Origin of the sequence: Aquihabitans sp. G128 (assembly GCF_019048865.1) — a bacterium.
GTDB lineage: Bacteria > Actinomycetota > Acidimicrobiia > Acidimicrobiales > Iamiaceae > Aquihabitans.
Window position 1 is genome coordinate 3,916,057 of the sequence record NZ_CP077604.1, and the last position, 23,522, is coordinate 3,939,578.

At 72.9% G+C, this 23,522-nt stretch carries 16 protein-coding genes and 1 pseudogene; 13 read left to right on the forward strand and 4 right to left on the reverse strand.

Annotation, left to right across the window (positions count from 1 at the left end; all coding sequences use genetic code 11):
* Nucleotides 1-17: 17 nt before the first annotated feature.
* From guaB to KSP35_RS18860, 7 genes and pseudogenes are all read left to right on the forward strand, one after another.
* Complete coding sequence (gene guaB, locus KSP35_RS18830) at nt 18-1,496, forward strand: IMP dehydrogenase (RefSeq protein ID WP_216997313.1); 1,479 nt, start codon at nt 18-20, stop codon at nt 1,494-1,496.
* 99 nt (nt 1,497-1,595) lie between these two features.
* The gene (locus tag KSP35_RS18835) at nt 1,596-2,801 is read left to right on the forward strand and encodes a hypothetical protein (protein ID WP_216997314.1); all 1,206 of its coding nucleotides are present in this window, start codon (nt 1,596-1,598) and stop codon (nt 2,799-2,801) included.
* Nucleotides 2,802-2,895: 94 nt separating this feature from the next.
* Complete coding sequence (locus KSP35_RS18840) at nt 2,896-4,077, forward strand: hypothetical protein (protein WP_216997315.1); 1,182 nt, start codon at nt 2,896-2,898, stop codon at nt 4,075-4,077.
* Between the two features lie 120 nt (nt 4,078-4,197).
* Nucleotides 4,198-5,313, forward strand: coding sequence for a GuaB3 family IMP dehydrogenase-related protein (locus KSP35_RS18845; protein ID WP_254126851.1), 1,116 nt, complete (start codon nt 4,198-4,200; stop codon nt 5,311-5,313).
* A pseudogene (guaA, locus tag KSP35_RS26175) lies at nt 5,310-6,891 on the forward strand (glutamine-hydrolyzing GMP synthase). The gene KSP35_RS18845 and the pseudogene guaA overlap by 4 nt, the downstream one beginning before the upstream one ends.
* A gap of 968 nt (nt 6,892-7,859) precedes the next feature.
* Complete coding sequence (locus KSP35_RS18855; protein WP_216997316.1) at nt 7,860-8,915, forward strand: GAF domain-containing protein; 1,056 nt, start codon at nt 7,860-7,862, stop codon at nt 8,913-8,915.
* Nucleotides 8,888-10,276 (forward strand): bifunctional diguanylate cyclase/phosphodiesterase, encoded by a 1,389-nt coding sequence (locus tag KSP35_RS18860; RefSeq protein WP_216997317.1) that lies wholly within the window; start codon nt 8,888-8,890, stop codon nt 10,274-10,276. Before KSP35_RS18855 ends, KSP35_RS18860 begins: the two co-directional genes overlap by 28 nt.
* A gap of 4 nt (nt 10,277-10,280) precedes the next feature.
* Here KSP35_RS18860 and KSP35_RS18865 read toward each other — a convergent pair whose 3' ends face one another.
* Complete coding sequence (locus tag KSP35_RS18865) at nt 10,281-11,507, reverse strand: YbhN family protein (protein ID WP_216997318.1); 1,227 nt, start codon at nt 11,505-11,507, stop codon at nt 10,281-10,283.
* Nucleotides 11,508-11,687: 180 nt separating this feature from the next.
* On the opposite strand from KSP35_RS18865, the gene KSP35_RS24785 reads away from it, so the two are divergent.
* The 4 genes from KSP35_RS24785 (at nt 11,688) to KSP35_RS18890 (ending at nt 18,593) form a co-directional block, all read left to right on the forward strand.
* The gene (locus KSP35_RS24785; RefSeq protein WP_254126852.1) at nt 11,688-15,077 is read left to right on the forward strand and encodes a UvrD-helicase domain-containing protein; all 3,390 of its coding nucleotides are present in this window, start codon (nt 11,688-11,690) and stop codon (nt 15,075-15,077) included.
* An 80-nt stretch (nt 15,078-15,157) separates the two neighbouring features.
* A complete protein-coding gene (locus tag KSP35_RS18880) occupies nt 15,158-16,891 on the forward strand; it encodes a class I adenylate-forming enzyme family protein (RefSeq protein ID WP_216997319.1) in 1,734 nt (577 codons plus the stop codon).
* Between the two features lie 275 nt (nt 16,892-17,166).
* Nucleotides 17,167-17,688: a GNAT family N-acetyltransferase gene (locus tag KSP35_RS18885; protein WP_216997320.1), complete on the forward strand. Its 522-nt coding sequence runs from the start codon at nt 17,167-17,169 to the stop codon at nt 17,686-17,688.
* Nucleotides 17,685-18,593 (forward strand): SDR family oxidoreductase, encoded by a 909-nt coding sequence (locus tag KSP35_RS18890; RefSeq protein WP_216997321.1) that lies wholly within the window; start codon nt 17,685-17,687, stop codon nt 18,591-18,593. Before KSP35_RS18885 ends, KSP35_RS18890 begins: the two co-directional genes overlap by 4 nt.
* On the opposite strand, the gene KSP35_RS18895 is transcribed toward KSP35_RS18890, so the two are convergent.
* Nucleotides 18,533-19,936, reverse strand: a complete 1,404-nt coding sequence (locus tag KSP35_RS18895) for a zinc-binding dehydrogenase (RefSeq protein WP_216997322.1) — start codon at nt 19,934-19,936, stop codon at nt 18,533-18,535. The two genes, KSP35_RS18890 and KSP35_RS18895, sit on opposite strands and share 61 nt — an antisense overlap.
* Nucleotides 19,937-20,074: 138 nt before the next feature.
* Nucleotides 20,075-20,587: a hypothetical protein gene (locus tag KSP35_RS18900; protein WP_216997323.1), complete on the reverse strand. Its 513-nt coding sequence runs from the start codon at nt 20,585-20,587 to the stop codon at nt 20,075-20,077.
* Nucleotides 20,588-20,818: 231 nt separating this feature from the next.
* Here KSP35_RS18900 and sucC point away from each other — a divergent pair, with 231 nt between their 5' ends.
* Together sucC and sucD are read left to right on the forward strand one after the other, a co-directional pair.
* Nucleotides 20,819-21,958, forward strand: a complete 1,140-nt coding sequence (sucC, locus tag KSP35_RS18905) for an ADP-forming succinate--CoA ligase subunit beta (protein WP_216997324.1) — start codon at nt 20,819-20,821, stop codon at nt 21,956-21,958.
* A 13-nt stretch (nt 21,959-21,971) separates the two neighbouring features.
* Nucleotides 21,972-22,856, forward strand: a complete 885-nt coding sequence (gene sucD, locus KSP35_RS18910; protein ID WP_216997325.1) for a succinate--CoA ligase subunit alpha — start codon at nt 21,972-21,974, stop codon at nt 22,854-22,856.
* A gap of 135 nt (nt 22,857-22,991) precedes the next feature.
* Here the strand turns inward: sucD and KSP35_RS18915 are convergent, their stop codons facing one another.
* Nucleotides 22,992-23,462 carry a hypothetical protein gene (locus tag KSP35_RS18915; RefSeq protein ID WP_216997326.1) on the reverse strand — a complete coding sequence of 157 codons (471 nt, stop codon included), beginning with the start codon at nt 23,460-23,462 and terminating at the stop codon, nt 22,992-22,994.
* Nucleotides 23,463-23,522: the final 60 nt, after the last annotated feature.

Below are 23,522 nucleotides of genomic sequence, written 5' to 3' on the forward strand. Positions count from 1 at the left end.
GCCGCCCGGGAGCCCTCATGGCCGAGTTCACGTCCGACCGCTTCGCCACCGAAGGCCTGACCTTCGACGACGTGCTCCTGGTCCCCGCGGCCAGCGACGTCCTGCCCAACGAGGTCTCCACCTCCTCCTTCGTGACGCCGGGCATCGAGCTGCACGTGCCGATCCTGTCGGCCGCCATGGACACCGTCACCGAGGCCAGCCTCGCCATCGCCATGGCCCGCACGGGCGGCCTCGGCATCGTCCACCGGAACCTCTCGGTGACCGACCAGGTCGGCGAGGTCGACAAGGTGAAGCGGTCCGAGTCCGGGATGATCGTCGACCCGATCACGCTCGGGCCCGACGCCCTGGTGGCCGACGCGCTCGACCTCATGGCCCGGTTCAAGATCTCCGGCGTCCCCATCACCGACGGCGACCGCCGGCTGGTGGGCATCCTCACCAACCGCGACCTGCGCTTCCACGACGACGTCAACCAGCGCATCGGCGACGTCATGACCAGCGAGGGCCTGGTGACGGCCCCGCAGGGGACCACCCTGGAGGAGGCCCAGGCCGTGCTGGGCCGCCACCGCATCGAGAAGCTGCCGGTGGTCGACGCCGAGGGCCGGCTCTCGGGGCTCATCACCGTCAAGGACATCCAGAAGCGCATCCAGTACCCGGACGCCACCAAGGACGCCCAGGGCCGGCTCCGGGTGGGGGCTGCGGTCGGCACCGGCCCGGACGCCTTCGAGCGGGCCGGCGCCCTCGTCGACGTCGGCGTCGACGTGCTCGTGGTCGACACCGCCCACGGCCACTCGAGCGGCGTGCTCGACATCCTCGCCAAGATGGTCGAGGAGTTCCCGGTCCCGATCATCGCCGGCAACGTCGCCACCTACGACGGCTCCCGTGCCCTGCTCGACGCCGGCGCCGCCGCGGTGAAGGTCGGCGTGGGCCCCGGCTCGATCTGCACCACCCGCGTGGTCGCCGGCGTCGGCGTGCCCCAGCTGACCGCCATCGCCGACGCCGCCCGGGCCGCCCAGGACTACGACGCCTGCGTCATCGGCGACGGCGGCATCCAGTTCTCCGGCGACATCGCCAAGGCGCTGGCCGCCGGCGCCGACACCGTGATGCTCGGCAGCCTGCTCGCCGGCGTCGACGAGAGCCCCGGCGACGTCGTGCTCTACCAGGGCGAGCGGTTCAAGGAGTACCGGGGCATGGGCTCCATGGGCGCCATGAAGACCCGCTCGTACTCCAAGGACCGCTACTTCCAGGGCGACGTGATCGACGCCGAGAAGCTGGTGCCCGAGGGCATCGAGGGCCGCGTGGCCTACAAGGGCCCGGTGCGCCGCATCATCTTCCAGCTGGTGGGCGGGCTGCGACAGGCCATGGGCTACTGCGGCGCCGGCACGATCGACGCCCTCCACGAGGCGAAGTTCATCCGCATCACCGGCGCCGGCCTGCGCGAGAGCCACCCGCACGACATCACGATCACCGCCGAGGCTCCGAACTACGCCAACCGCTGAGGCGGGGCGTCACCACCAGAGGTGACGACCGCACGGAACGTGGCCGGTAGGGTGGCGCCCGCCCGGAGGAGCCGCCTCGGGCCGTACCCGGGAGCTCCCATGGCCCGTCGCCTCGCCTCCATCGCCGCTGCCGGCGCCGTCCTCGTCGGCCTCTTGGCCACGGCCCCGCCCCTGGCGTCCGCCGAGGTCGACACCACCTACGGCTGGGACCACCGCGCCGCCACCGTCAGCGGGACCTACCAGGTGGTGGTGGGCCAGTTCGCCGGCGACGAAGCCAGCGACATCCTCTTCTACGGCAAGGGCTCGGCCGCCGACACCCTGTGGATCGGCAACGCCGGCGAGCGGGGCCAGGCCGGCTTCGACGTCGTGCCGCTGACCATCGGCGGCGACGTCACGCTGGTGGTCGGCGACTTCGGCGGCGACAGCTACGACGACCTGCTGCTCTACGGCAAGGGCGCCGAGCCCGACGCCCTGTGGACCTCGATCGACGCCGAGGCCATCTTCAGCAAGCGGGCCGTGACCATCGGGGGCACCTACCTGCCGACGGTGCTCACCGACTACCGCGACGGCGGCAAGGACGACATCGTCTTCCTCGGCCCGGGCGCCACGCCGGACTACCTCTGGCACTTCACCGACTCGCCCGGCACCACGAACTACGAGGGGCCCGGCACGTACGCGAGCCGCTCGCTCACGGTGAACGGCAGCTACCAGCTGGTGCCCGGCGACTACAGCGGCGACGGCATCGGCGACCTCGTCCTCTACCAGCCCGGCACCGCCGCGGACTACAAGTGGGTCTTCAACACCGCTGGCGCCGTGACCGAGTCGAAGCTCACCGTCAACGGGACCTACCGCCCGGTCCCGATCCTCGGCGTGCCCTACGACGCCATCCTCTGGTGGGCCGACGGCACGGCCGGCAAGGCCTTCTGGGCCAGCAACGGCAGCACGTTCGTGGCCAAGCCGGTGCCGGCGGAGAACGCCACCGGCACCGTGACGCCCTACGGCCTGGGCTCCGCCGTGATCGAGCAGCCCGGCGCCGGCAAGGCCGAGCGCCAGTTCTTCTACGACGGCACCGCAGCCAGCTTCTACACGCTGGCCAACGTGGCCAAGCACGACCAGACGGTGGCCAAGCCCCTCGTCGGCAACCTCGACGACGACGCCGACGGCTACCTCGACATCTTCTGGTACGGGCCCGGCAGCGCCCGCGACGAGCTCTGGTACAGCCCCTCGACGCTGGCGGCCAAGGCCGCCCCGGCACCCTCGGGCGTGCCCGTGCAGGCCAAGCCGGACGGGCTCGAGCCCCGCTGATCGGGCGGGGGCTGTCCGCTATGGTCGATCCGCCTGGCGGACGCACCCCGGGTGCGGGTGCCAGCAGCTCCCGGCGGAGATGGAGGAGGACCCCGTGGTCCGACGTCTGACGGTGGCCGTGGCAGCGGCCGCCCTGTTCCTGGGCCTGATCGCCCCCACCACCGCGTCGGCGACGCCCGACCCCGACTACGGCTGGGACTACCAGTCGCTGAGCATCAGCGGCAGCTACACCATGCTCAAGGGCCAGTTCGCCGGCGACGGCGCCACCGACGTGCTCTTCTACGGCGCCGGCTCGGCGCCCGACTCCCTGTGGATCGGCAAGTCCGGCACCCAGGGCGCCAACGGCTTCACCAAGGTCAACCTGACCATCAACGGCACCTACGTGCCGGTCGTCGGCGACTTCGGTGGCGACGACTACGACGACATCCTCTTCTACGGCCGTGGCACCAACGGCGACTCCCTCTGGACCTCGGCCGACGTCGCCGGGTACTTCACGACCAAGTCGCTGTCGATCGGTGGCACGTACCTGCCCAAGGTGCTCCACGACTACCGCGGCGTCGGCGCCAAGGACGACGTCCTCTTCCTCGGCCCGGGCTCGGCGCCGGACTACCTCTGGCACTTCACCGACCAGGTGGGCACCAGCGGGTACGACGGGCCCGGCACCTACGCCAGCAAGTCCCTGAAGGTCAACGGCGCCTACCAGCTCGTCGTCGGCGACTTCAGCGGTGACCTGCTCGACGACGTCGTGCTCTACCAGCCCGGCACCGCCGCGGACTACAAGTGGGTCAGCAACGCCGCCGGCGCCTTCGCCCAGACGAACCTGACGGTGAACGGCACCTACCAGCCCGTCACCGTGCGCCACGAGCAGTACGACGGCATCTACTGGTGGGCCAGCGGCTCCCCGAACGAGGCCTACTGGACCAGCAACGGCACCTCGTTCACGGCCCGGACCGTGGGCCAGTACCCCGGCCTCACCGGCACGGCTTCGGAGTTCGGCGGCTACGGCGTGCTCGTCCAGTCCGATGCCGAGCGCGACGGCTACGTCTACGCCGACGAGACCAGCGCCGACTCGTACTACCTGGCCAACGAGAGCCACGACTTCGGCGTGGCCACCCAGTTCGCCACCGGCGACTTCGACCGGGACGGCAACTTCGACGTGCTCTGGTACGGCCCCGGCTCCCGCCCCGACCAGGTCTGGTACGGCCTGCCGGCCAACAACAAGGCCGCCGACCACGCCCCCTCGGCCGAGCGCACCACCCCCTTCGCCGAGCGCTGAGCTTCCGCTCACCCCCATCCCGTCCACCACGGCCCCGACCCCGCTCCGGCGGGGTCGGGGCCGGCGGTGCGCGCCGCGTAGGCTCGGACCTTTCCCGGAACGGGGTCGAGGGAGCGCAACGTGGCTGAGATCGAGATCGGCATGGGGAAGGTCGGGAGGCGGGCCTACGGGCTCGACGACCTGGCCCTCGTCCCGAGTCGCCGCACCCGGGACCCCGAGGACGTCGACCTGTCCTGGGAGATCGACGCCTTCCGCTTCGACCTGCCGATCATGGCCGCCGCCATGGACTCCGTCGTCAGCCCGGCCTCGGCCGTGGCCATCGGCGAGCTGGGCGGCGTGGGCGTGCTGGCCCTCGAGGGGCTCTGGACCCGCTACGACGACCCCGAGCCGCTCCTGGCCGAGATCGCCGAGCTCGAAGGCCCCACGGCAACCGCTCGGCTGCAGGCGCTCTACGCCGAGCCCATCAAGCCCGAGCTGATCCGTGACCGCATCAAGGAGATCCGTGGCGCCGGCGTGGTCTCGTGCGCGGCCATCACGCCGCAGCGGCTGCCCACCTTCGCCGACGCCCTGCTGGCCGCCGAGCTCGACCTGCTGGTGATCCAGGGCTCGGTGGTCTCCGCCGAGCACGTCACCAAGGAGGGCGATCCGCTCAACCTGAAGACCTTCGTGCGCCGGTTCGACATCCCGGTGATCGTCGGCGGGTGCGCCAGCTACCAGGCCGCCCGCCACCTCATGCGCACCGGTGCCGCCGGGATCCTCGTGGGGGTCGGCGCTGGCGCCACCTCCACCACCCGCACCGTGCTCGGCGTGGGCGCCGCCCAGGCGACGGCCATCGCCGACGCCCGCGCCGCCCGCATGCGCCACCTCGACGAGACCGGGGTCTACGTGCACCTCATCGCCGACGGCGGCATCACCACCGGCGGCGACATCGCCAAGGCGGTGGCCTGTGGCGCCGACGCGGTCATGGTGGGCGCCCCGCTCGCGGCCGCCAGCGACGCCCCCGGCCACGGCTGGCACTGGGGCCTCAACGGCGGCCACGCCGACCTGCCCCGCTCCGATCGCGTGCCGGCCACGCCGGCCGGCACCCTGGCCGAGGTGCTCGTGGGCCCGGCCCACCGCAGCGACGGCCGCACCAACCTGGCCGGCGCCCTGCGGCGCACCATGGCCACCTGCGGCTACCCCACCCTGAAGGAGCTCCAGAAGGCGGAGCTCACGATCACCCCGGTGCACCCATGACCGATGCCCCCGTCCCCGCTGCCTCCACCCCGGGGAGCGACGCCGACGGCCCGATCCTCGTGGTCGACTTCGGCGCCCAGTACGCCCAGCTCATCGCCCGGCGCGTGCGCGAGGCGCACGTCTACAGCGAGATCGTGCCCCACACCATCACCGCCGCCGAGATCGCCGCCCGGCGCCCGGCCGGCGTGATCTTCTCCGGCGGCCCGAAGTCGGTCCACGTCGAGGGCGCCCCGGTGATCGACGCCGACGTGTACGACCTCGGCGTGCCCGTGCTGGGCATCTGCTACGGCGCCCAGCTGGTGGCCCAGCAGCTGCCCGGCGGCGTCGTCGCCCACACCGGCCGCGGCGAGTACGGCCGCACCGAGCTCACCGTCACCACGCCGGGCGTGCTGTTCGGCCCCACCCAGCCGGCCACCCAGCCGGTGTGGATGAGCCACTTCGACTCCATCTCCACCGCGCCCGACGGCTTCACCGTCACCGCCTCGTCTCCCGATGCGCCGGTGGCCGCCATGGAGGACGTCGAGCGCCGCATCCACGCCGTGCAGTTCCACCCCGAGGTGGTCCACACCCCGCACGGCCAGGCCATGCTCGAGCACTTCCTCTACGACGTGTGCGGGTGCCCCCCCGTCCTGGACCATGGGCTCGGTCATCGACGACCAGGTCGCCGCGGTGCGGGCCCAGGTCGGCTCGGCCAAGGTCATCTGCGCCCTCTCCGGCGGCGTCGACTCCGCGGTGGCGGCCGCCCTGGTCCACAAGGCCATCGGCCCGCAGCTCACGTGCGTGTTCGTCGACACCGGCCTCATGCGCCTCGCCGAGGGCGACCAGGTGGTCGAGACCTTCCAGCGCCACCAGGGCATCGAGCTCATCCACGTGCGGGCCGCCGACCGCTACTTCGAGAAGCTCGAGGGCGTGCTCGACCCGGAGGACAAGCGCAAGGCCATCGGCGAGCTGTTCATCCGCATCTTCGAGGAGGCCGCCGGCGGCATCGAGGACGCCAAGTTCCTCGTGCAGGGCACGCTCTACCCCGACGTCATCGAGTCGGGCACCGCCAGCGCCGCCAAGATCAAGAGCCACCACAACGTCGGCGGCCTGCCCGAGGACATGGAGTTCGACCTGGTCGAGCCGCTCCGGGCCCTCTTCAAGGACGAGGTCCGCAAGGTCGGCACCGAGCTCGGCCTCCCGGACGAGATCGTCTGGCGCCAGCCGTTCCCGGGCCCCGGCCTGGGCGTGCGCATCATCGGCGAGGTCACCCCGGACAAGGTCGCCATCCTCCAGAAGGCCGACGCCATCGTCCGCGAGGAGATCCGCGCCGCCGGCCTGGAGCGCGAGATCTGGCAGGCCTTCGCCGTGCTGCCCGACATCCGCAGCGTCGGCGTCATGGGCGACGAGCGCACCTACGGGTACCCGATCATCATCCGCGCCGTGACGTCCGAGGACGCCATGACCGCCGACTGGGCCCGCCTGCCCTACGACCTGCTCGAGCGCATGAGCAGCCGCATCATCAACGAGGTCGACGGCGTCAACCGCGTCGCCTACGACGTGACCTCCAAGCCCCCCGGCACCATCGAGTGGGAGTAGCGCTCCTGCCCTGAGCTGGGGGCGGAGCGGGTCGGTGCGGGGTGGCGTCGGGTGGGGGAGCGAGCAGGTGGGGGCGGGGTCGGTGGCGAAGCCCACGAGCTTCGGTGGAAGTCCTTCGGCGCCTCAGAAGTGCGTGAGATCGGCCGATGTCTTCCCGGAGAGCAGGATGGACGTCGACCGGCGCAACGAGGAAGGGGCGGTCAGGGTGCCCGATGCCGAGATCGCCGACGTCGCCGACCACCACGCCGACGACCTGGCCGCGCTCCACCGCGTGTCGACGCTGCCGCCGGGCGACCCCGAGGAGCGCCTCGGGCAGTGGCTCGAGGCCGGTTCGGCCGTGCTGGAGGCCCGGCAGGGCGTGGTGCTGATCGGCCAGGACGGCGAGCTGCTCGTGCGGGCCGCCACCGGGGGCGCAGCCGGCGGCGTGCTGGTGGGCGACGAGATCGTCGACCGGCGCATCGAGGAGGCCCTGGTCCGGCGGTCGACGGTGGCCACCCTCGGTGGCACGGGCCCGGTGCCCGACGACGCCGAGCTCGGCGCCGGTGCGCTGGTGGCCAGCCCGCTGTGGGTCTCGGGCCAGGTGGCCGGGGCGGTGGCGTTCCTGGCCGGGGCCGACCACCCGCCGTTCGAGACGTGGGCCCTGGCCCTGATCGACGTGGTGGCCGACGGCGTGGCCCGGGTCCTCGAGCACCAGGCCGACACGCGGGCGCGGGTGCGCGTGGAGTCCCAGGCCGAGGCCATGATCGACCTGATCCCCGACCCGGTGGTGCGCCTGGACCGGGACGGGCGGGTGCTCGACGGCGAGGCGGCCGGCGAGCGGTTCGACCCGTGCCGAGCGGTGCGCGAGCCCGGCTCGGCGCCCGAGCCGGCGCTGCTCGACGAGGTCGTGGCCACCGTGGCCGGCGCGCTGGCCGCCGGCTCGCTGCGGACCGCCCTCTTCGCCTCGGGCACCGAGCCCACCGCGCCGGGTGGAGGCCCGCTTCGTGCCGGCGTCGTCGCACGAGGTCCTCTGCATCGTGCGGGACATCACCGACCGCCACCGGGCCGAGCAGGCGCTGGCCGAGCAGGTTGCGTTCGAGGCGCTGGTGACCGCGATCTCGACCCGCCTGATCAGCTGTGCGCCCGGCGCGCTCGACGCGGCCATCGTGGCCGGGCTGGGGGAGATCGCCGGCTTCTTCGCCGCCGACACCGCGTTCATCGACGAGCTCTCCGCCGACGGCGGGACGCTGCACCTGTCGCACCTGTGGACCCGACCGGGCCACGAGGGCGGACGGTGGCGGGGGCAGCGGGTGGACCTGGCCGGCTTCGGCTGGCTCACCGCTCGCTTCGAGCGCACGGGCCACGTCTTCGCCCGAGGGCCCCGGCACCTGCCGCCCGAGGCCACCGAGACCTCGCTCGTCGGCGCCGACGACCTGGGCGTGCTGTGGGTCCGCCTCGGAGCCGGCGGCGACCTGGCTGGGGTGGTGGGGCTGACGTGGACCAGCCACGAGCCGCCCGCCACCGACGAGGTGCTGGGCCTGGTGCGCTTCGCCGCCGACGCGTTCCACGGCGCCATCCGCCGGCGCAGCGTGGCGCTGCTGGCCGAGGGCCAGGCCGAGGTGTTCGAGGCCATCGCCCGCAGCGAGCCGGTCGCCACCGCGCTGCTGGGCGCCGGCCAGCTCCTGGCCCGCCACACCCTGGGGGCCACGGTGCTGGTGATCACCGTGGGCGAGGACCGCCTCGACCTGGTGGCCGAGGACGTCGACGACCCGTGGGTCAGCTGGTTCGCCGAGCGGCCGCTCGACCTGGCCAACCCCTACGGGCAGGCCGTCGTCACGGGGGAGCCGGTGGTGGTGGCCGACGCCCTGAGCGACCCCCGCTTCGGCGGCGACGCGGTGCCGGAGCCCTCCTTCCGCTCGGTCTCGGTGCTGCCGGTGCGCTCGCCGCGGGACGGCCGGACCCTGGCGCTGATCGCCCTCCTGGGCGCCGAGCCGGCGGCCACCACGCGCGCGCCGGCGTGCGCGACTCGGCCATCTCCCTGGTGACCGTCGCCCTCGAGCGCGAGCACGACATCGCCCGCCTCGCCCACCAGGCCACCCACGACCCGCTCACCGGGGTGGGCAACCGCGCCGCGCTGCTGGACCGGCTGAACGTGGTGCTGGCCCGCGCCCGGCGAACCAGCCGCGCCGTGGCGGTCCTGTTCTGCGACCTCGACGGGTTCAAGGCCGTCAACGACCAGTACGGCCACGACCGGGGTGATCGGCTCCTGGTGGAGGTGGCGAACCGGATCCGCGGTGCGGTGCGCCCGAGCGACACGGTCTCGCGCACCGGCGGCGACGAGTTCGTGGTGGTGTGCGAGGACCTCGGCTCACCGGAGCAGGCGCACCAGATCGCGTCGCGCGTGCACGAGGCGGTGGAGGGCTCACCGGTCGAGCTGGGCGAGGCCCACCTCGACATCCGGCTCAGCATCGGCGTCGCCCTGGCCGACCCGGTGCTCGACGACCCGGACCGCCTGCTGCGCAACGCCGACCTCGCCATGTACGAGATGAAGCAGCGCAGCCGGGCGCCGTCGGAGGTGGCCGGCGGCGACGCCGGCGTGTCGCGGGCCAGCGGGCCGGTCGCCCTCGGCCGCCCGATCGACCCGTTCGAGGACGACCTGTCGCGGGCCATCGCCGAGGGCGCGCTCGAGCTGCACCAGCAGCCCCTCGTCGGCCGCGACGGATCGCTGGCCGGCGTCGAGGTGCTGCTGCGGTGGCAGGACGAGCGCCACGGCCTGCTGGGGCCCGAGCGGATCGTGGCCGCTGCCGCCGAGCTCGGCCTGTCCGCAGCGCTCGGCCGCTGGGTCCGGCGCGAGGCGCTCGCCCTGCGTCGGCAGTGGAACCTCGGCGCCGCCGCCCGGCCACCCGTGCACGTCAACGTCGGCGGTGGCGAGCTGGTCGCCGACGGGTTCGTGAACGACCTCGTCGACGACCTGCGAGCGGCGTCGATCGGGCCCGACGACCTCGTCCTGGAGGTGCGGGAGGCGAACCTGCTGCGACCCGGGGCCCGACCGGTGCTGGTGGAGCTGGAGCGCCTCGCCATCCCGGTGATCGTCGACGGCGTGGCCCAGGGCGGGCTCCCGCTCGACGTGCTGGCCGCCCTGCCGGTGCGCGGCATCAAGCTGGCGCCGGGCCTGGTGCGCCGCATCGACGACGAGCCGTCCGGCGTCGAGGTCGTCCGGTCCCTGGTCCTGCTCGCCCACGGGCTGGGCTGGCACTCGATGGCGGTCGGGGTGGAGACCGAGCGCCAGCGGGCCGTGCTCTTCGGCTTCGGGATCGACGCCGTCCAGGGCCGGGCGGTCACCATGCCCGTGCCCGCCGAGGCGTTCAGCCGGTGGCTGGGCGACCGCGGCAGCGACGGCCGCTGAGGGCTCAGCCGAGGGCGTTGGTGGACGGCTCGCCGCTGTCGGCAGCGTCGTCGCCGGCCGCGTCGTCGTCGGCTGCTTCGTCGGCCGGCGGGGAGCTGCCCGGCGCGGGGTCGCGGCCGACCACCCGGTACTCGCCGGTGGCCTCGTCCCACACCCGCTTGTGGGCGCTCTGGCCGGCCTCGGCCGCCAGGGCCCGCACCCGGGCCAGGCGGCGCTCCTTGTGCCCCAGCGGGCCCAGCTTGAGCGGCGCGTACGCGATGCCGCCCAAGGGGATCGGCAGCCAGTACTGGGCGAAGCGCCAGCAGAGGACGGCGGCGGTGGCCGTGGTGCCGGGGACGCCGAAGCCGATGAGGGCGGTCGGCAGGGCCAGCTCGACCACGCCCAGCCCGCCCGGCGTGATGGGGATGGCGGCCAGGACGCCCGCCAGGCCGTAGGCGACGATCAGGTTCACCGGGCTGACCACCGACCCGAACGCCCACAGCAGCGCCCACAGGCACGCGGCGTCGAGCAGCCAGTTGGCCGCAGCCCAGATGACGCCCCGGCGGACGAGGTCGGGCTGGGCGGCCAGGTCCTGGAGCCGGTCGGCGATCTGGTGCACGAACCGTGACGCGGTCTCCTCCTCGACGAAGGGCAGCTTGCGGAAGATCGTGCGCATCACGCGCTCGGCGCGGTCGCGGCCTTCGAGCAGCAGGTAGACGAGGGCCGCGGCGAAGGCGAGCAGGAGGATGCCGACGATGGCCGCCGACACGTACGCCGGCTTCAGCCCGTTGAACGGGATCGAGATCAGCAGCGCCAGCCAGAGCATGAGGTTGAGCACCACCGCCGAGCCCAGCCCCACCGTCGCCAGCGAGAAGCCGGCCGCGGTGGGGGCGACGCCGGCCTCGGTCAGCAGCCGGTAGCCGAGCGTGCCGCCGGCCGCCGAGCCGCCGGGAACGGTGTTGGTGACGGCCTTGGTGGCGAGCTGGATCCGGAAGAGGGTGGAGAGCGCCAGCTTGGGCTCGGCCGGCAGCGTCACCTTGGTGAGGACCGTGTAGGCCAGCAGCGCGGCGACCTCGAGGCCGATCGCCAGCAGCACGAGCAAGGGGTTCACCCGCCGGAGGGCCTCGGCCGCCTCCTTCTGCTGACCGACCTGTGGGAGGACGATGTAGAAGAGGATGAACAGCGTGCCGATGACCAGCACGGTCCGCTTCGCGGCGGTCTTGGCCGGCCCGGCCTGGCGACGGGGGCTCATCGCTCGACGGGCGGTCGGGGCCGGGAGGGCCGGGTGGCTGGGCAGCGGATCGGGCCATTCTTCCCGCCCGTGGGGGTGCCGACGCTCATCGCCGCCAGAACGCCCGTCCGGCCGGCGGGCGGCGCGGTGGGCTCGGAGGGCCCGGATGGCCTGTCACCCCTCACCGGTAGGGTGGCCGTGATGCCCGATCGCCCTCACCGCTCGGCCCTCCTCGAGGGGCTCAACCCCGTGCAGGAAGAAGCGGTGGTGCACACCGAGGGGCCGCTGCTGGTGGTCGCCGGTGCCGGGTCGGGCAAGACGCGGGTGCTCACCCACCGCATCGCCCACCTCATCGAGGAGGGGGTGTCGCCGTTCGAGATCCTGGCCATCACCTTCACCAACAAGGCGGCCCAGGAGATGCGCGAACGGGTGGGCGCCCTGGTGGGCCCGGTCGCCCAGAAGATGTGGGTGTCCACGTTCCACGCCGCTTGCGTGCGCATCCTGCGCCGTGACGGCCACCGCCTGGGCTTCCCGTCGTCGTTCACCATCTACGACCAGGCCGATGCCCAGCGCCTCGCCGGCTACGTCATCCGCGACCTCAACCTGGACGCCAAGCGGTTCCCCACCCGGTCGGTGCACGCCATCATCTCGGCCGCCAAGAACGACGACCGGGGCCCCGAGGAGTTCGCCGCCCGGGCCGAGGTGATCTTCGAGCGCAAGATCGCCGACGTGTACCGCGAGTACCAGGCTCGGCTGCTGAAGGCCGGCGCCATGGACTTCGACGACCTGCTGCGCAACACCGTCGAGCTGCTGCGCACCGAGCCCGAGGTGCTGGAGCACTACCGCACCCGCTTCAAGCACGTGCTGGTCGACGAGTACCAGGACACCAACAAGGTCCAGAACGAGCTCGTCCTCCAGATCGCCGGCGGCCACCACAACGTCTGCGTCGTGGGCGACAGCGACCAGTGCCTGCTCCCCGGCACGCTGGTGCGCACGCCCACGGGAGAGGTTCCCATCGAGTCGATCCGTGTGGGCGACGAGGTCCTCGGCGCCGCGGCCGCCGACGCCGCGCTGCCCGCTCGGGTCACGCAGGTCATGCCGGGCCGGTACCAGGGTCGGGTGTACCGGGTCTCCGCCGACGGCCACCAGGTCACCGGGACGCCCCACCACGTCGTGCTCGCCCGACCGTCGCTCGATGACGACCGGCACGTCGTCTACCTGATGGAGCGGGCCGACCGCGGCTACCGGATCGGTCGGACCACCAGCGTCCGGCAGCGCTCGGGCGGCGGGCCGGACCTCGGCCCCCGCGTGCGGCTCAACCAGGAGCACGGCGACCGGCTGTGGATCCTCGGCGTCTACGACACCCTTGCCGACGCGGCGTGGTGGGAGTCCTGGTTCGCCGCCCAGTACGGGCTGCCCACCGCCTGCTTCCAAGCCTCAGGGCGTCGGCTCGCGCTCGGCGAGCCCGAGCTCGACCGGCTGTTCGCAGCGATCGACACCCGCACCCGCGCCAAGGACCTCATGGAGGACCTCGACCTCCACCCGGACTTCCCGCACCTGGTCCCGCAGAACGGGGCGCGACGCCAGACCCTGAACCTGACGATGTTCAGCGATCCCCGGGGCGGGGTCGTCGGCCACCACCGCATCCAGTGGTCCTCGAACCGCTCCGACGTCGCCGACCAGCTCCGAGACGCCGGCTTCTCGGTCCGCGCCGGCAAGGCGGGCGGGCATCGGGTCGAGACGCTGCGGCGCGACTACGTCGATGCTCTGGAGCTGGCCAAGGCGATGGCGCACGCCGGGGGGCTGCGGATCCGGCGACGGGCCAACGTGGCCGGCGCCATCTGGGACTTCCAGCCGCTCAGCCACCTGCGGCCGGGGATGGAGGTGCTGGTGGCCGACGCCGCCGGGGAGCTCCGGGCCCGGCGCATCGATCGCGTCGAGGTCGGCGAGCACGACGGGCCGGTCTACGACCTCGAGGTGTCCCCCACCCACACCTACATCGCAGGTGATCTGGTGGTGCACAATTCGATCTACAAGTTCCGGGGCGCCGACATCCGGAACATCCTGGAGTTCGAGGAGGCGTTCCCGGACGCCACGGTGATCGTGCTGGAGCAGAACTACCGCTCCACCCAGACCATCCTCGACGCCGCCAACTCGGTGATCGCCAACAACCTCGGGCGCAAGCCCAAGGAGCTGTGGACCGACGAGGGCGACGGCCACACCATCGTCCGCTACCACGCCGACGACGAGGGCGACGAGGCCCAGTGGGTGGCCCACGAGATCGCCAAGCTGCACGACTCCGGAGAGCACGTGTGGGGCGACGTCGCCGTCTTCTACCGCACCAACGGCCAGAGCCGCGTGGTCGAGGAGCACCTCCTGCGCGCCGGCATCCCGTACAAGGTGGTCGGCGGCACCCGGTTCTACGACCGGCGCGAGATCAAGGACGCGCTGTCCTACGTGCGCGCCGTGGTGAACCCGGCCGACGAGGTGTCGGTGAAGCGGGTCCTGAACCAGCCCAAGCGCGGGATCGGCGAGTCCACCGTGGCCCGGCTCGACAACTGGGCCGCCGGCCACGGCTACACGTTCATGGAGGCCCTGCGCCGAGCGGACGACGCCGGCGTCCAGGGCCGTGCGGTCCGGGGCATCGAGGCGTTCCTCGCCCTCATCGACGGCGTGGCCGACAAGGTCGAGGAGGGGCCCGGCCCGCTGCTCGAGGCCCTGCTCGATCGCAGCGGGTACGTGGCGGAGCTGCAGGAGGAGCACTCCATCGAGGCCGAGGGCCGGTTGGAGAACCTGGCGGAGCTGGTGGGCTCGGCGCGCGAGATCGAGTCGACGGTGGAGTTCCTGGAGCAGGTGAGCCTGGTGGCCGACACCGACCAGGTCCCCGACGACGACTCCCAGGTCATCCTCATGACCCTGCACTCGGCCAAGGGCCTCGAGTTCCCGGCGGTCTTCCTGGTGGGCCTGGAGGACGGGATCTTCCCGCACCTCCGCTCCATCGGCGAGCCCGACGAGCTGGAGGAGGAGCGGCGGCTGGCCTACGTCGGCATCACCCGGGCCCGGGAGCGGCTGTACCTGAGCCACGCCTGGAGCCGCACCATCTACGGCTCCACGCAGTACAACCCGCCGAGCCGGTTCCTGGACGAGATCCCCCAGCGGCTCGTGAGCGCCATCGAGGGCAACCGCCGGTCGTCGCGCTCGGGCTCCTGGGCCGACTCGTCGTCGTCCGATTCGACGGTGTCGAGCTGGGGCGACCGTCCGAACCGGCGCAGCGGCATCTCGTCGGAGCGCCGCCAGGCCAACCGCGACCGCATGGTCGACCAGGCCATGGCGGCCGGCCAGGGTCGCTCCTCGTTCGGCTCGTCGGGCTCCTCATCCGGGGCGTCGGGCACCTCGTCCGCGGCGGCGGCCGCCGCTGCCGGGCCGGCCGGCGGGTTCCGCGTGGGGGAGGACGTCGTCCACGGCAAGTGGGGCGAGGGCATCGTCATGGACCTGCGCGGCAGCGGCGACAAGACCGAGATCACCATCAACTTCCCCACGGTCGGCCAGAAGGTGCTCCTCCTCGCCTGGGCGCCGCTGAAGAGGAACTGAGGGCGCTCGGCGTTCGACCGTTCGGGTGGACCCGGTCGCGCAAGTGGCCGCGGTCCCGAGGCCGTTCCTAGGGTGGCTCGATGCGCTTGCTCGACCGGATCGCCCTGGCTCGTGGCCGGGAGCTCACCCTCGGCACCCTCATGGAGCGGCTGGCCGCCATCCACGGTGACCGCCCGTTCGTCACCGAGGCCGACGGCGGGTTCGCCGCCACCTTCGCCGAGGCCGCCGCGCTGGTCGACCGGTGGGCCGGCGGCATCGCCGCCCAGAGCGAGCCCGGCAGCCGCGTGGTGCTGGCCACGGCCAACGGCTACGAGCAGTTCCTCCTGACGCTGGCGGCGTCGCGGGCCGGGCGGGTGCCGGCCCCGGTGAACGGGCAGATGTCCAAGGCCGAGATCGAGCACGTGGTGGCCGACTCGGGGGCCTCGCTCGTGGTCCGGGCGGTGGCGGACGTTGACGACGCCGAGGTCGAGCCGTTTGGTCCGGCGGCGGCCGCCGATCCGGGCGACATCGGCGCGCTCTTCTACACGTCCGGCACCACCGGCAAGCCCAAGGGCGCCGAGCTCACCCACCGCGGCCTGGTGGGGGGCATGTCCATGGCGGCGCTGCTGCCCAGCGGCCTCCGTCGCGACGAGGTCGTGCTCGGCCTGCCGGTGGCACACATCTTCGGCTTCACCGCCGTGGTGGGGGCGGCCTGCGGCGGGCTGCCCGTCTACTTCTTCCCGCGCTTCAACCCGGCCAAGGCCCTCGACGCCATCGAGTCGCGCCGAGCCACGATCTTCGTGGGCGTGCCCGCCATGTACCGGATGCTGCTGGAGGCCGGTGCCGAGGACCGCGACCTGACCTCGGTCCGGCTCTGGATCTCGGGCGCCGACGCCATGCCCACCGAGCTGGCCACGCGCTTCAAGCGCTTCGGCGCCACCGCCACCCTGCCTCTGGTCGGGCCGATCGGCGAGGCATCGTTCGCCGAGGGCTACGGCATGGTCGAGACCGGCGGCGGCGTGGCTGTGCGCCTGTCGCCGCCCCTGCTGCCGGCGGGGCTCGGCGGCTCGGTGGGCGTGCCGCTGCCGGGGAACACCTTCAAGGTGGTGGGCGACGACGGCGAGGAGGTCGCGGTCGGCGGGGTGGGCGAGCTCCTGCTCAGCGGCCCCGGGGTCCTGAAGGGGTACCACGGTGCTCCCGAGGCGACCGCGGCGGCGCTCACCGACGACGGGTGGCTGCGCACGGGCGACCTCGCCCGCCGCGGCGTGGCCGGCATGGTCAACTTCGAGGGCCGCATGAAGGACGTCATCAAGCGCGGCGGGTACTCCGTGTACGCCCTCGAGGTGGAGAAGACCCTCGAGGAGCACCAGGACGTGCTGGAGGCGGCGGTGGTCCCGGTGCCAGACGACCGCGACGGCGAGGTGCCGGTGGCTGCGGTGCGGCTGCGTCCCGGTGCCGACCTCGCCTCGCTCGACCTGGGTGCCTGGGCGGCCGAGCGCCTGTCGAAGTACAAGGTCCCGCTGCGGTTCGTCGCCGTGGACGACCTGCCGCGCACGGGCACCAACAAGGTGCAGCGCAAGGAGGTCGTGGCGCTCGTCGAGGACGCTTCCGACGCACCGGGTGCCGAGGCGGCGGCTGCAGGCTCGACGGCTTCGGGTTCGACGGCGAAGGCATCGGCCAAGCGGGCGCCGGCCAAGAGGGGCGCGGCAAAGAAGGCGGCGGGCAAGAAGGCACCGGCGAAGAAGGCGGCGACGACCAAGGCGCCGGCCAAGAAGGGCGCGGCGAAGAAGGCGGCGACGAGCGCGGCACCGGCCAAGAGGGCACCGGCGAAGTAGCCGGCGACGAGCGAGGCGCCGGCCATGAGGGCACCAACGAGGAAGGCTGCGGCGAGGGGTTCGACGCCCAAGGGGGCGCCCGCCAAGCGGGCACGGACGACGAAGCCGGCGGCGAACGAGGCGCCCGCCACGAAGGCGACTGGCTCGACCACCGCTCCGTGATCGGCCGGTAGCGCCAGCGAGGTGGCGCCGGGGTCGACAGACTGTCGGCCGAGCGCAGCCCGCGCCGCGGACGTCCGCCCGTGCGGCTGCCAGGCCGACGGACGGGGTGCAGGGTGGACCAGCGGAGCGGTGGTGGCGACGGCGAGCACGCCGCGCACGGGTGCCTCCTGCGGCCGGCAGGGGTGGCCGACATCGATGACATCGCCCGCATCTGGCACGACGGCTGGCGAGATGGCCACCTCGGGCACGTGCCGGACGGGTTGATCGCCCACCGAGCGCCGGAGGCGTTCGCAGCTCGGGTGCCGGAGCGGGTGGCTGCGACGACGGTGGCCGTCGTCGACGGTGTCGTGGTGGGGTTCGCCACCCTCGCCGACGACGAGCTCGAGCAGCTCTACGTCACCGCGGCGAGCCGAGGCTCGGGCGCCGCCGACCGGTTGATCGACCACGCCGAGGCGGCGATCGGCGCCTGGCACCTGGTGGCGTGGCTGGCCGTCGTGGCGGGCAACGCCCGGGCCCGCCGGTTCTACGAGCGGCACGGCTGGTCCGATGCCGGCGAGTTCGACTACGAAGCCGAGGCGGTGGGCGGCACCTTCGTGGTGCCCAGCCGTCGCTACGAGAAGGAGGTCGGCCGATGACCGACTGGCAGCCCGATCCCGAGGCGCTGCGCGGCAAGGTGGCGGTGGTCGCGGGCGCCACCCGTGGCGCAGGGCGAGGCATCGCCGCCGCCCTCGGCGAGCTGGGGGCGACCGTGGTGTGCACCGGTCGGAGCAGCCGGACCGGCTCGCTGCGCTCGGACTACGCGGGGCGCACCGAGACCATCGAGGAGACCGCCGAGCTGGTCGACTCGCTCGGCGGTCAGGGCGTCGCCGTCGCCGTCGACCACCTGGATCCGGCGCAGGTGGCGGCGCTGGCAGATCGCCTCCGCGTCGACCACGGCCACGTCGACGTGCTGGTGAACGACATCTGGGGCGCCGAGGTGCTCAAGGGCGGCCCCGACGAGTGGGACACGCCGCTGTGGGAGCACGACCTCGACGCCGGCCTGCGGATCCTGCGACTGGCCATCGACACGCACCTGATCACGTCCCACCACCTGCTCCCGCTGCTCGTCGACCGGCCCGGTGGGTTGGTCGTCGAGGTCACCGACGGGACCACCGCCTACAACGCCGACACCTACCGGATCTCGGTCTTCTACGACCTGGCCAAGGTGGCCGTGAACCGCTTGGCGTGGTCCCAAGGCCACGAGCTGGCCGCCCACGGGGCGACGGCGGTGGCCGTCACCCCCGGGTGGATGCGATCGGAGATCATGCTCGAGGCGTTCCACACCGATGAGGAGCACTGGCGGACGGCGGCCGCCCCGCCCGGCTTCGTCCACTCGGAGACCACCCGCTTCGTGGGGCGGGGCATCGCCGCGCTGGCGGCCGACGAGGGCCGGGCCCGCTGGAACCAGGGATCGGTCACCGCCGGCGAGCTGGCCCGGCACTACGGCCACACCGACCTCGACGGCACCCAGCCCGACGCCTGGCTCCACATGGACGACTGACCCCGCCCGCCCGCCCGCCCCCCGCCCGCCGACCCCCGCCCCGCTGCCCCGAGCACCCCAGTGGTCGCTGGGGTCGTCCTCGGCGGCGATTCGACGTCGATTCGCCGCCGAGGTGGCCGCCGCCGACACCTCCGAGGTGGGGTCGATGGTCTGGCGAACGGCGTCCAGGGCCGCGCCGATCGCCCGCAGCGGTGCGTGCTCGACGCCCTGACCTGGCGCGATGGCGCTGGCTCCCCGCCCGCACCGTCCCCTGGTCGGCGGCCGCGGGCGGCCCTCGGTGCCGGGTCGACGCCGAATCGGGGTGAGCGCCGGGGTGAGCGCGCAGCCGACGGCGGGGGAGCGGCAGCGCAGCCCCGGTCCTCGGCGGTCAGGCGGGGGTGAGGACGGCCTTGCCGCGGAGGCGCCGCTCGAGCAGGTCCCGCAGCACGGCGCCCGCCTCGGCGAGGGGCCGCTCGGTGGGCGGGGAGGGGTGCAGCGAACCGTCGGCCACCGCCCCCAGCACCTCGTGCAGCAGCGCCGCTTGCGCCGCGCCGTCGCGCATGGCCCAGGCCCCCCCAGTCGACCCCCACCACCGACCGGTTGTTGAGCAGGACCTGGTTCGCCGGCAGCGAGGGGATCCCGCCGGCGGCGAACCCGATCACCAGGAGCCGTCCGCCCACGCCGAGCGCCCGCAGCGCCGCATCGGTGTGGGGTCCACCCACCGGGTCGACCACGACGTCGACACCACCGGCGGAGAGCTCGCGGGCCCGCACCTTCAGGTCCTCGGTCTCGTACGCGATGGTGGCCTCGGCGCCCATGGCGGTGGCGTCGGCCAGCTTCTCCGGTGACGAGGCCGCGGCGATCACCCGCGCCCCGAGGGAGCGGGCCACGTCGATGGCGGCCAGGCCCACCCCGCCGGCCGCGCCCAGCACGAGCACCGTCTCGCCGGCCGCCACCGTCGTCCGACGGGTCAGGGCGAACCACATGGTGCAGTAGCTCTGCACGAGCGCCGCCGCGGTGGCCAGGTCGAGCCCGTCGGGCACCGGCGTGACGGCGGCGGCGGGCACCACCGCGTGGGTCGTCCAGGCGCCGAGCCCGAGCGAGGAGAGCACCCGGTCGCCGACGGCCAGGCCCTCGACCCCCTCGCCCAGTGCGGCGACCGTCCCGGCCAGCTCGCTGCCGGGCGTGAAGGGCGGCGGCACCTTGATCTGGTAGGTCCCGCCGACGAAGAGGGCGTCCACGAAGTTCACCCCGGCGGCTGCGACGTCGACCACCACCTGGCCCGGTCCCGGCGTCGGGTCGGGCTCCTCGACGAGCTCCAGGTCCTCGGGCGGTCCCCACTGCTGGCAGACGATGCGGCGCATGGCGTCGACCCTAGGAGCGGGCCACCGGCCCCGCCGGACGGCGGGAGCGCGGCGGCGACCCGGTCGGCCGGGGCGGCCCGCGGCCCGGTCGGCGGGGGCAGATCAGCCCGGTCAGCCGGGGCGATCAGGCCGGGTCGGTCACCCGGGTGCGCTCGTCGTGGTGGTGGAGGCCTGCTTGCGGGCGTCGGCGTTCAGGTCGACGTCGACCTTGCCGCCGCTGACGGTGACCTTGAACTGGGGGAGGCCCTTCCCGTCGGCCGGGGCGGTGAGCTTGCGGTCGCACTTGGCCCGGAACAGCTCCTCGTCGCGCTGCCACTGCCAGGTGCAGTCCCGGGCCTTGTCGGTGGGCGCCGCCAGGAAGGCGGTCCAACCCTTGTCGGGATCGGACCCCAGGTGCTGCACGATGATGTCGCGGTCCTTGCGGCCGGACACGTCGCCGTAGATGATCGGGCCGCGATCGGCGATCTCGTCAGCCAGGTCGCTGGCGTCCTGGCGGTTGAAGGTCTGGTCGCCCAGGCGCAGGTCCGGGCTGTTGCGGCCCTTGAGCGCCAGCGTGGTGAGGCCGAGCACGGCGAAGAGCACCACGACGCCCACGAGCGCCACCACGGCGGCCCGGCCGACGTGGTTGTTGGAGGGGGCGACGGGGCTCACCGGCGGCCTCGCCGGGACCGGTGCGGATGAGGGTGGACCACAGGCACCTGCCTAGTATCCCTGGCGTGGAGCGCCGTCAACGAGTCGCCCGGGCCGCAACGGCCCTCGACCGCTGCCGGTCTCGGATCGCAGCCCCCGGCGGGTCGCTGCGCAGGTCCGGCCCCATGCCAGAGCCGTTCGACGTGGCCTCCGCGCCCGGCACCGACCAGTAGCGACCTTCCAGGAGTCCGAGTGGACCTTCTCGAGTACCAAGGCAAGCAGTTCTTCGCGAGCTTCGACATCCCGGTCTCACCGGGCGAAGCCGTCACCACGGTGGACGAGGCGGTGGCCGCGGCCGACCGCATCGGCTACCCGGTGGTCGTGAAGGCCCAGGTCCACGTCGGTGGGCGGGGCAAGGCGGGTGGCGTGAAGCTCGCCGCCAACACCGAGGAGGCCCGCGAGCACGCCGGCAACATCCTCGGCCTCGACATCAAGGGCCACGTCGTCAAGATCGTGTGGATCGAGGCGGCCTCGGACATCGCCGAGGAGTACTACGCCAGCTTCACCCTCGACCGTGCCGCCAAGAAGCACCTCGGCATGCTGTCGGCCCAGGGCGGCGTGGAGATCGAGGTCGTGGCCGAGAAGGACCCCGACGCCATCGCCAAGATCTGGATCGACCCGGTCGACGGCCTCACCGAAGAGGCCGCCCGTGCCTGGGTGACCGCCGCCAAGCTCAACCCGGAGGCCAACGACGGCGCCGTCGACATCCTCCTCAAGCTCTACAAGGCCTACACCGAGGGCGACGCCGACCTCTGCGAGATCAACCCGCTGATCCTCAAGCCCACCGGCGAGGTGCACGCGCTGGACGCCAAGGTCACCCTCGACGGCAACGCCGAGTTCCGCCACGAGGGCTGGGACGTCTACGACGCCACCCAGATCCGTGACGACCGCGAGCAGGCCGCCCACGACAAGGGCCTGCAGTACGTCGGCCTCGACGGATCCGTCGGCGTGATCGCCAACGGCGCCGGCTTGGCCATGTCCACCGTCGACATCGTCAACCAGGTGGGCGGCAGCCCCGCCAACTTCCTCGACATCGGCGGCGGCGCCAACGCCGAGGTGATGGCCGGCGCGCTGGAGGTCATCAACAACGACCCCAACGTGAAGTCCATCTTCATCAACATCTTCGGTGGCATCACCAAGGGCGACGAGGTGGCCAACGGCATCGTCACCGCCCTGGGCCGCGTCAAGATCGACGCCCCCATCGTGATCCGCATCGACGGCACCAACGCCGAGCAGGGTCGAGCGATCCTGGCCGAGCACGAGTCCGAGAAGCTCCAGTCCAAGTCCACGATGCTCGAAGCGGCCCGCACGGCCGTCGAGCTGGCGAAGTAGAGGTAGGGAACCCATGGCGATCTTCGTCGACGAGAACACCAAGGTCCTCTACCAGGGCCTCACCGGTTCGCAGGGCCGCTTCTACGGCCTGCGCAACCGCGACTACGGCACCCAGGTGGTGGCCGGGGTCAACCCCAAGAAGGCCGGCACCGACGTGGACGGCATCCCCGTCTACGCCTCGGTGGCCGAGGCCAAAGAGGCCACCGGCGCCACGGTGTCGTGCGTCTTCATCCCCGCCCCGGGCGTGCAGTCCGCGGTGCTCGAGGCGGCTGAGGCCGGCCTCGAGCTGGTGGTCGTCATCACCGAGGGCGTCCCCGCCCAGGACGAGGCGTACTTCTTCAACAAGGTGAAGCGGGACTTCCCCGGCACCCGGATCCTCGGGCCGAACTGCCCCGGCATCATCAGCCCCGGGAAGGCCAACATCGGCATCACCGCCGGCGAGATCGCCAAGCCCGGCGGCCCGGTGGGCATCGTGAGCCGCTCCGGCACGCTCACCTACCAGGCCCTCTACGAGCTCAAGCTCCAGGACATCGGCGTCACCACCTGCGTGGGCATCGGTGGCGACCCGGTCCCCGGCACCTCGTTCATCGACTGCCTGGAGGCCTTCGAGGCCGACCCCGAGACCAAGGCCGTCATGCTCATCGGTGAGATCGGTGGCTCGGCGGAGGAAGAGGCCGCCGAGTTCATCAAGCACAAGATGACCAAGCCGGTCAGCGCCTACATCGCGGGCGTCACCGCCCCTCCCGGCAAGAAGATGGGCCACGCCGGCGCCATCGTGTCGGGCGGCAAGGGCACCGCGGCGGCCAAGATGGAGGCCCTCACCGACGCCGGGGTCAAGGTGGGCAACAACCCGACCGAGGCCGGCGAGCTCATGGTGGAGATCGTCAAGGGCCTCTGAGCCCGTCGATCGCCGAGCGCTCGGCGGCCTTCGGGCCGCACCCGAGCCAGCACCGCACGCGGAACGGCCCGCCCCTTCGGGGGCGGGCCGTTCACGTTCTCGGGGCTCGGTCGTCGGCCGCCGCCGACCGAGGTCCTAGAAGGGGGTGCTGGGGCCACCCGGGGCGGCGGGGCCGCTGCCGGCGCCGGTGGTGCCGCCGACCTCGATGCCGAGGAGCTCCATCACGGAGCCGGCGAAGAGGGCGATGGCGCCGAGGAGCGACAGGAGCAGGCCGGCGCCGGCGTCGAGGCCGTCGGGCAGGCCGATGAGCAGGCCGATCAGGATCACCAGGCCGGTGAACGAAAGCATGAAGTTGATCTGCTTCCAGTTCAGCGTGAGGATCTGTTCGGGCAGCTTGACGTCGGCGAAGAGGGTGGCGGCGGTGGTGCCGCCGACGATCAGGCCGAAGAGCAGCGGGAAGATGGTCAGCGGGAAGTAGAAGTCCCCGCTCCACGCGCTCACCCCATCGCCGAACGACGGCTTCACGAAGTTGAGGAAGCTGAAGATCAGCAGGACGACGGCGCCAGCGAGGATGGCGATCTGGCTGGGTTTCGGGGTGGTCTTCATGACGGCCCGCTCCTTGGAGGTTGGTGAAGTTGCCGGGGGTGTTGCGGCGACGCTATCCCA

What these genes read in the sequence shown, in the direction of transcription:
- guaB (WP_216997313.1), top strand. Translation starts at nt 18, where the DNA reads ATGGCCGAGTTCACGTCCGACCGCTTCGCCACCGAAGGCCTGACCTTC.
- KSP35_RS18835 (WP_216997314.1), top strand. Translation starts at nt 1,596, where the DNA reads ATGGCCCGTCGCCTCGCCTCCATCGCCGCTGCCGGCGCCGTCCTCGTC.
- KSP35_RS18865 (WP_216997318.1), bottom strand. Translation starts at nt 11,507, where the DNA reads ATGAGCCCCCGTCGCCAGGCCGGGCCGGCCAAGACCGCCGCGAAGCGG.
- KSP35_RS24785 (WP_254126852.1), top strand. Translation starts at nt 11,688, where the DNA reads ATGCCCGATCGCCCTCACCGCTCGGCCCTCCTCGAGGGGCTCAACCCC.
- KSP35_RS18880 (WP_216997319.1), top strand. Translation starts at nt 15,158, where the DNA reads ATGCGCTTGCTCGACCGGATCGCCCTGGCTCGTGGCCGGGAGCTCACC.
- KSP35_RS18890 (WP_216997321.1), top strand. Translation starts at nt 17,685, where the DNA reads ATGACCGACTGGCAGCCCGATCCCGAGGCGCTGCGCGGCAAGGTGGCG.
- KSP35_RS18895 (WP_216997322.1), bottom strand. Translation starts at nt 19,936, where the DNA reads ATGCGCCGCATCGTCTGCCAGCAGTGGGGACCGCCCGAGGACCTGGAG.
- sucD (WP_216997325.1), top strand. Translation starts at nt 21,972, where the DNA reads ATGGCGATCTTCGTCGACGAGAACACCAAGGTCCTCTACCAGGGCCTC.
- KSP35_RS18915 (WP_216997326.1), bottom strand. Translation starts at nt 23,462, where the DNA reads ATGAAGACCACCCCGAAACCCAGCCAGATCGCCATCCTCGCTGGCGCC.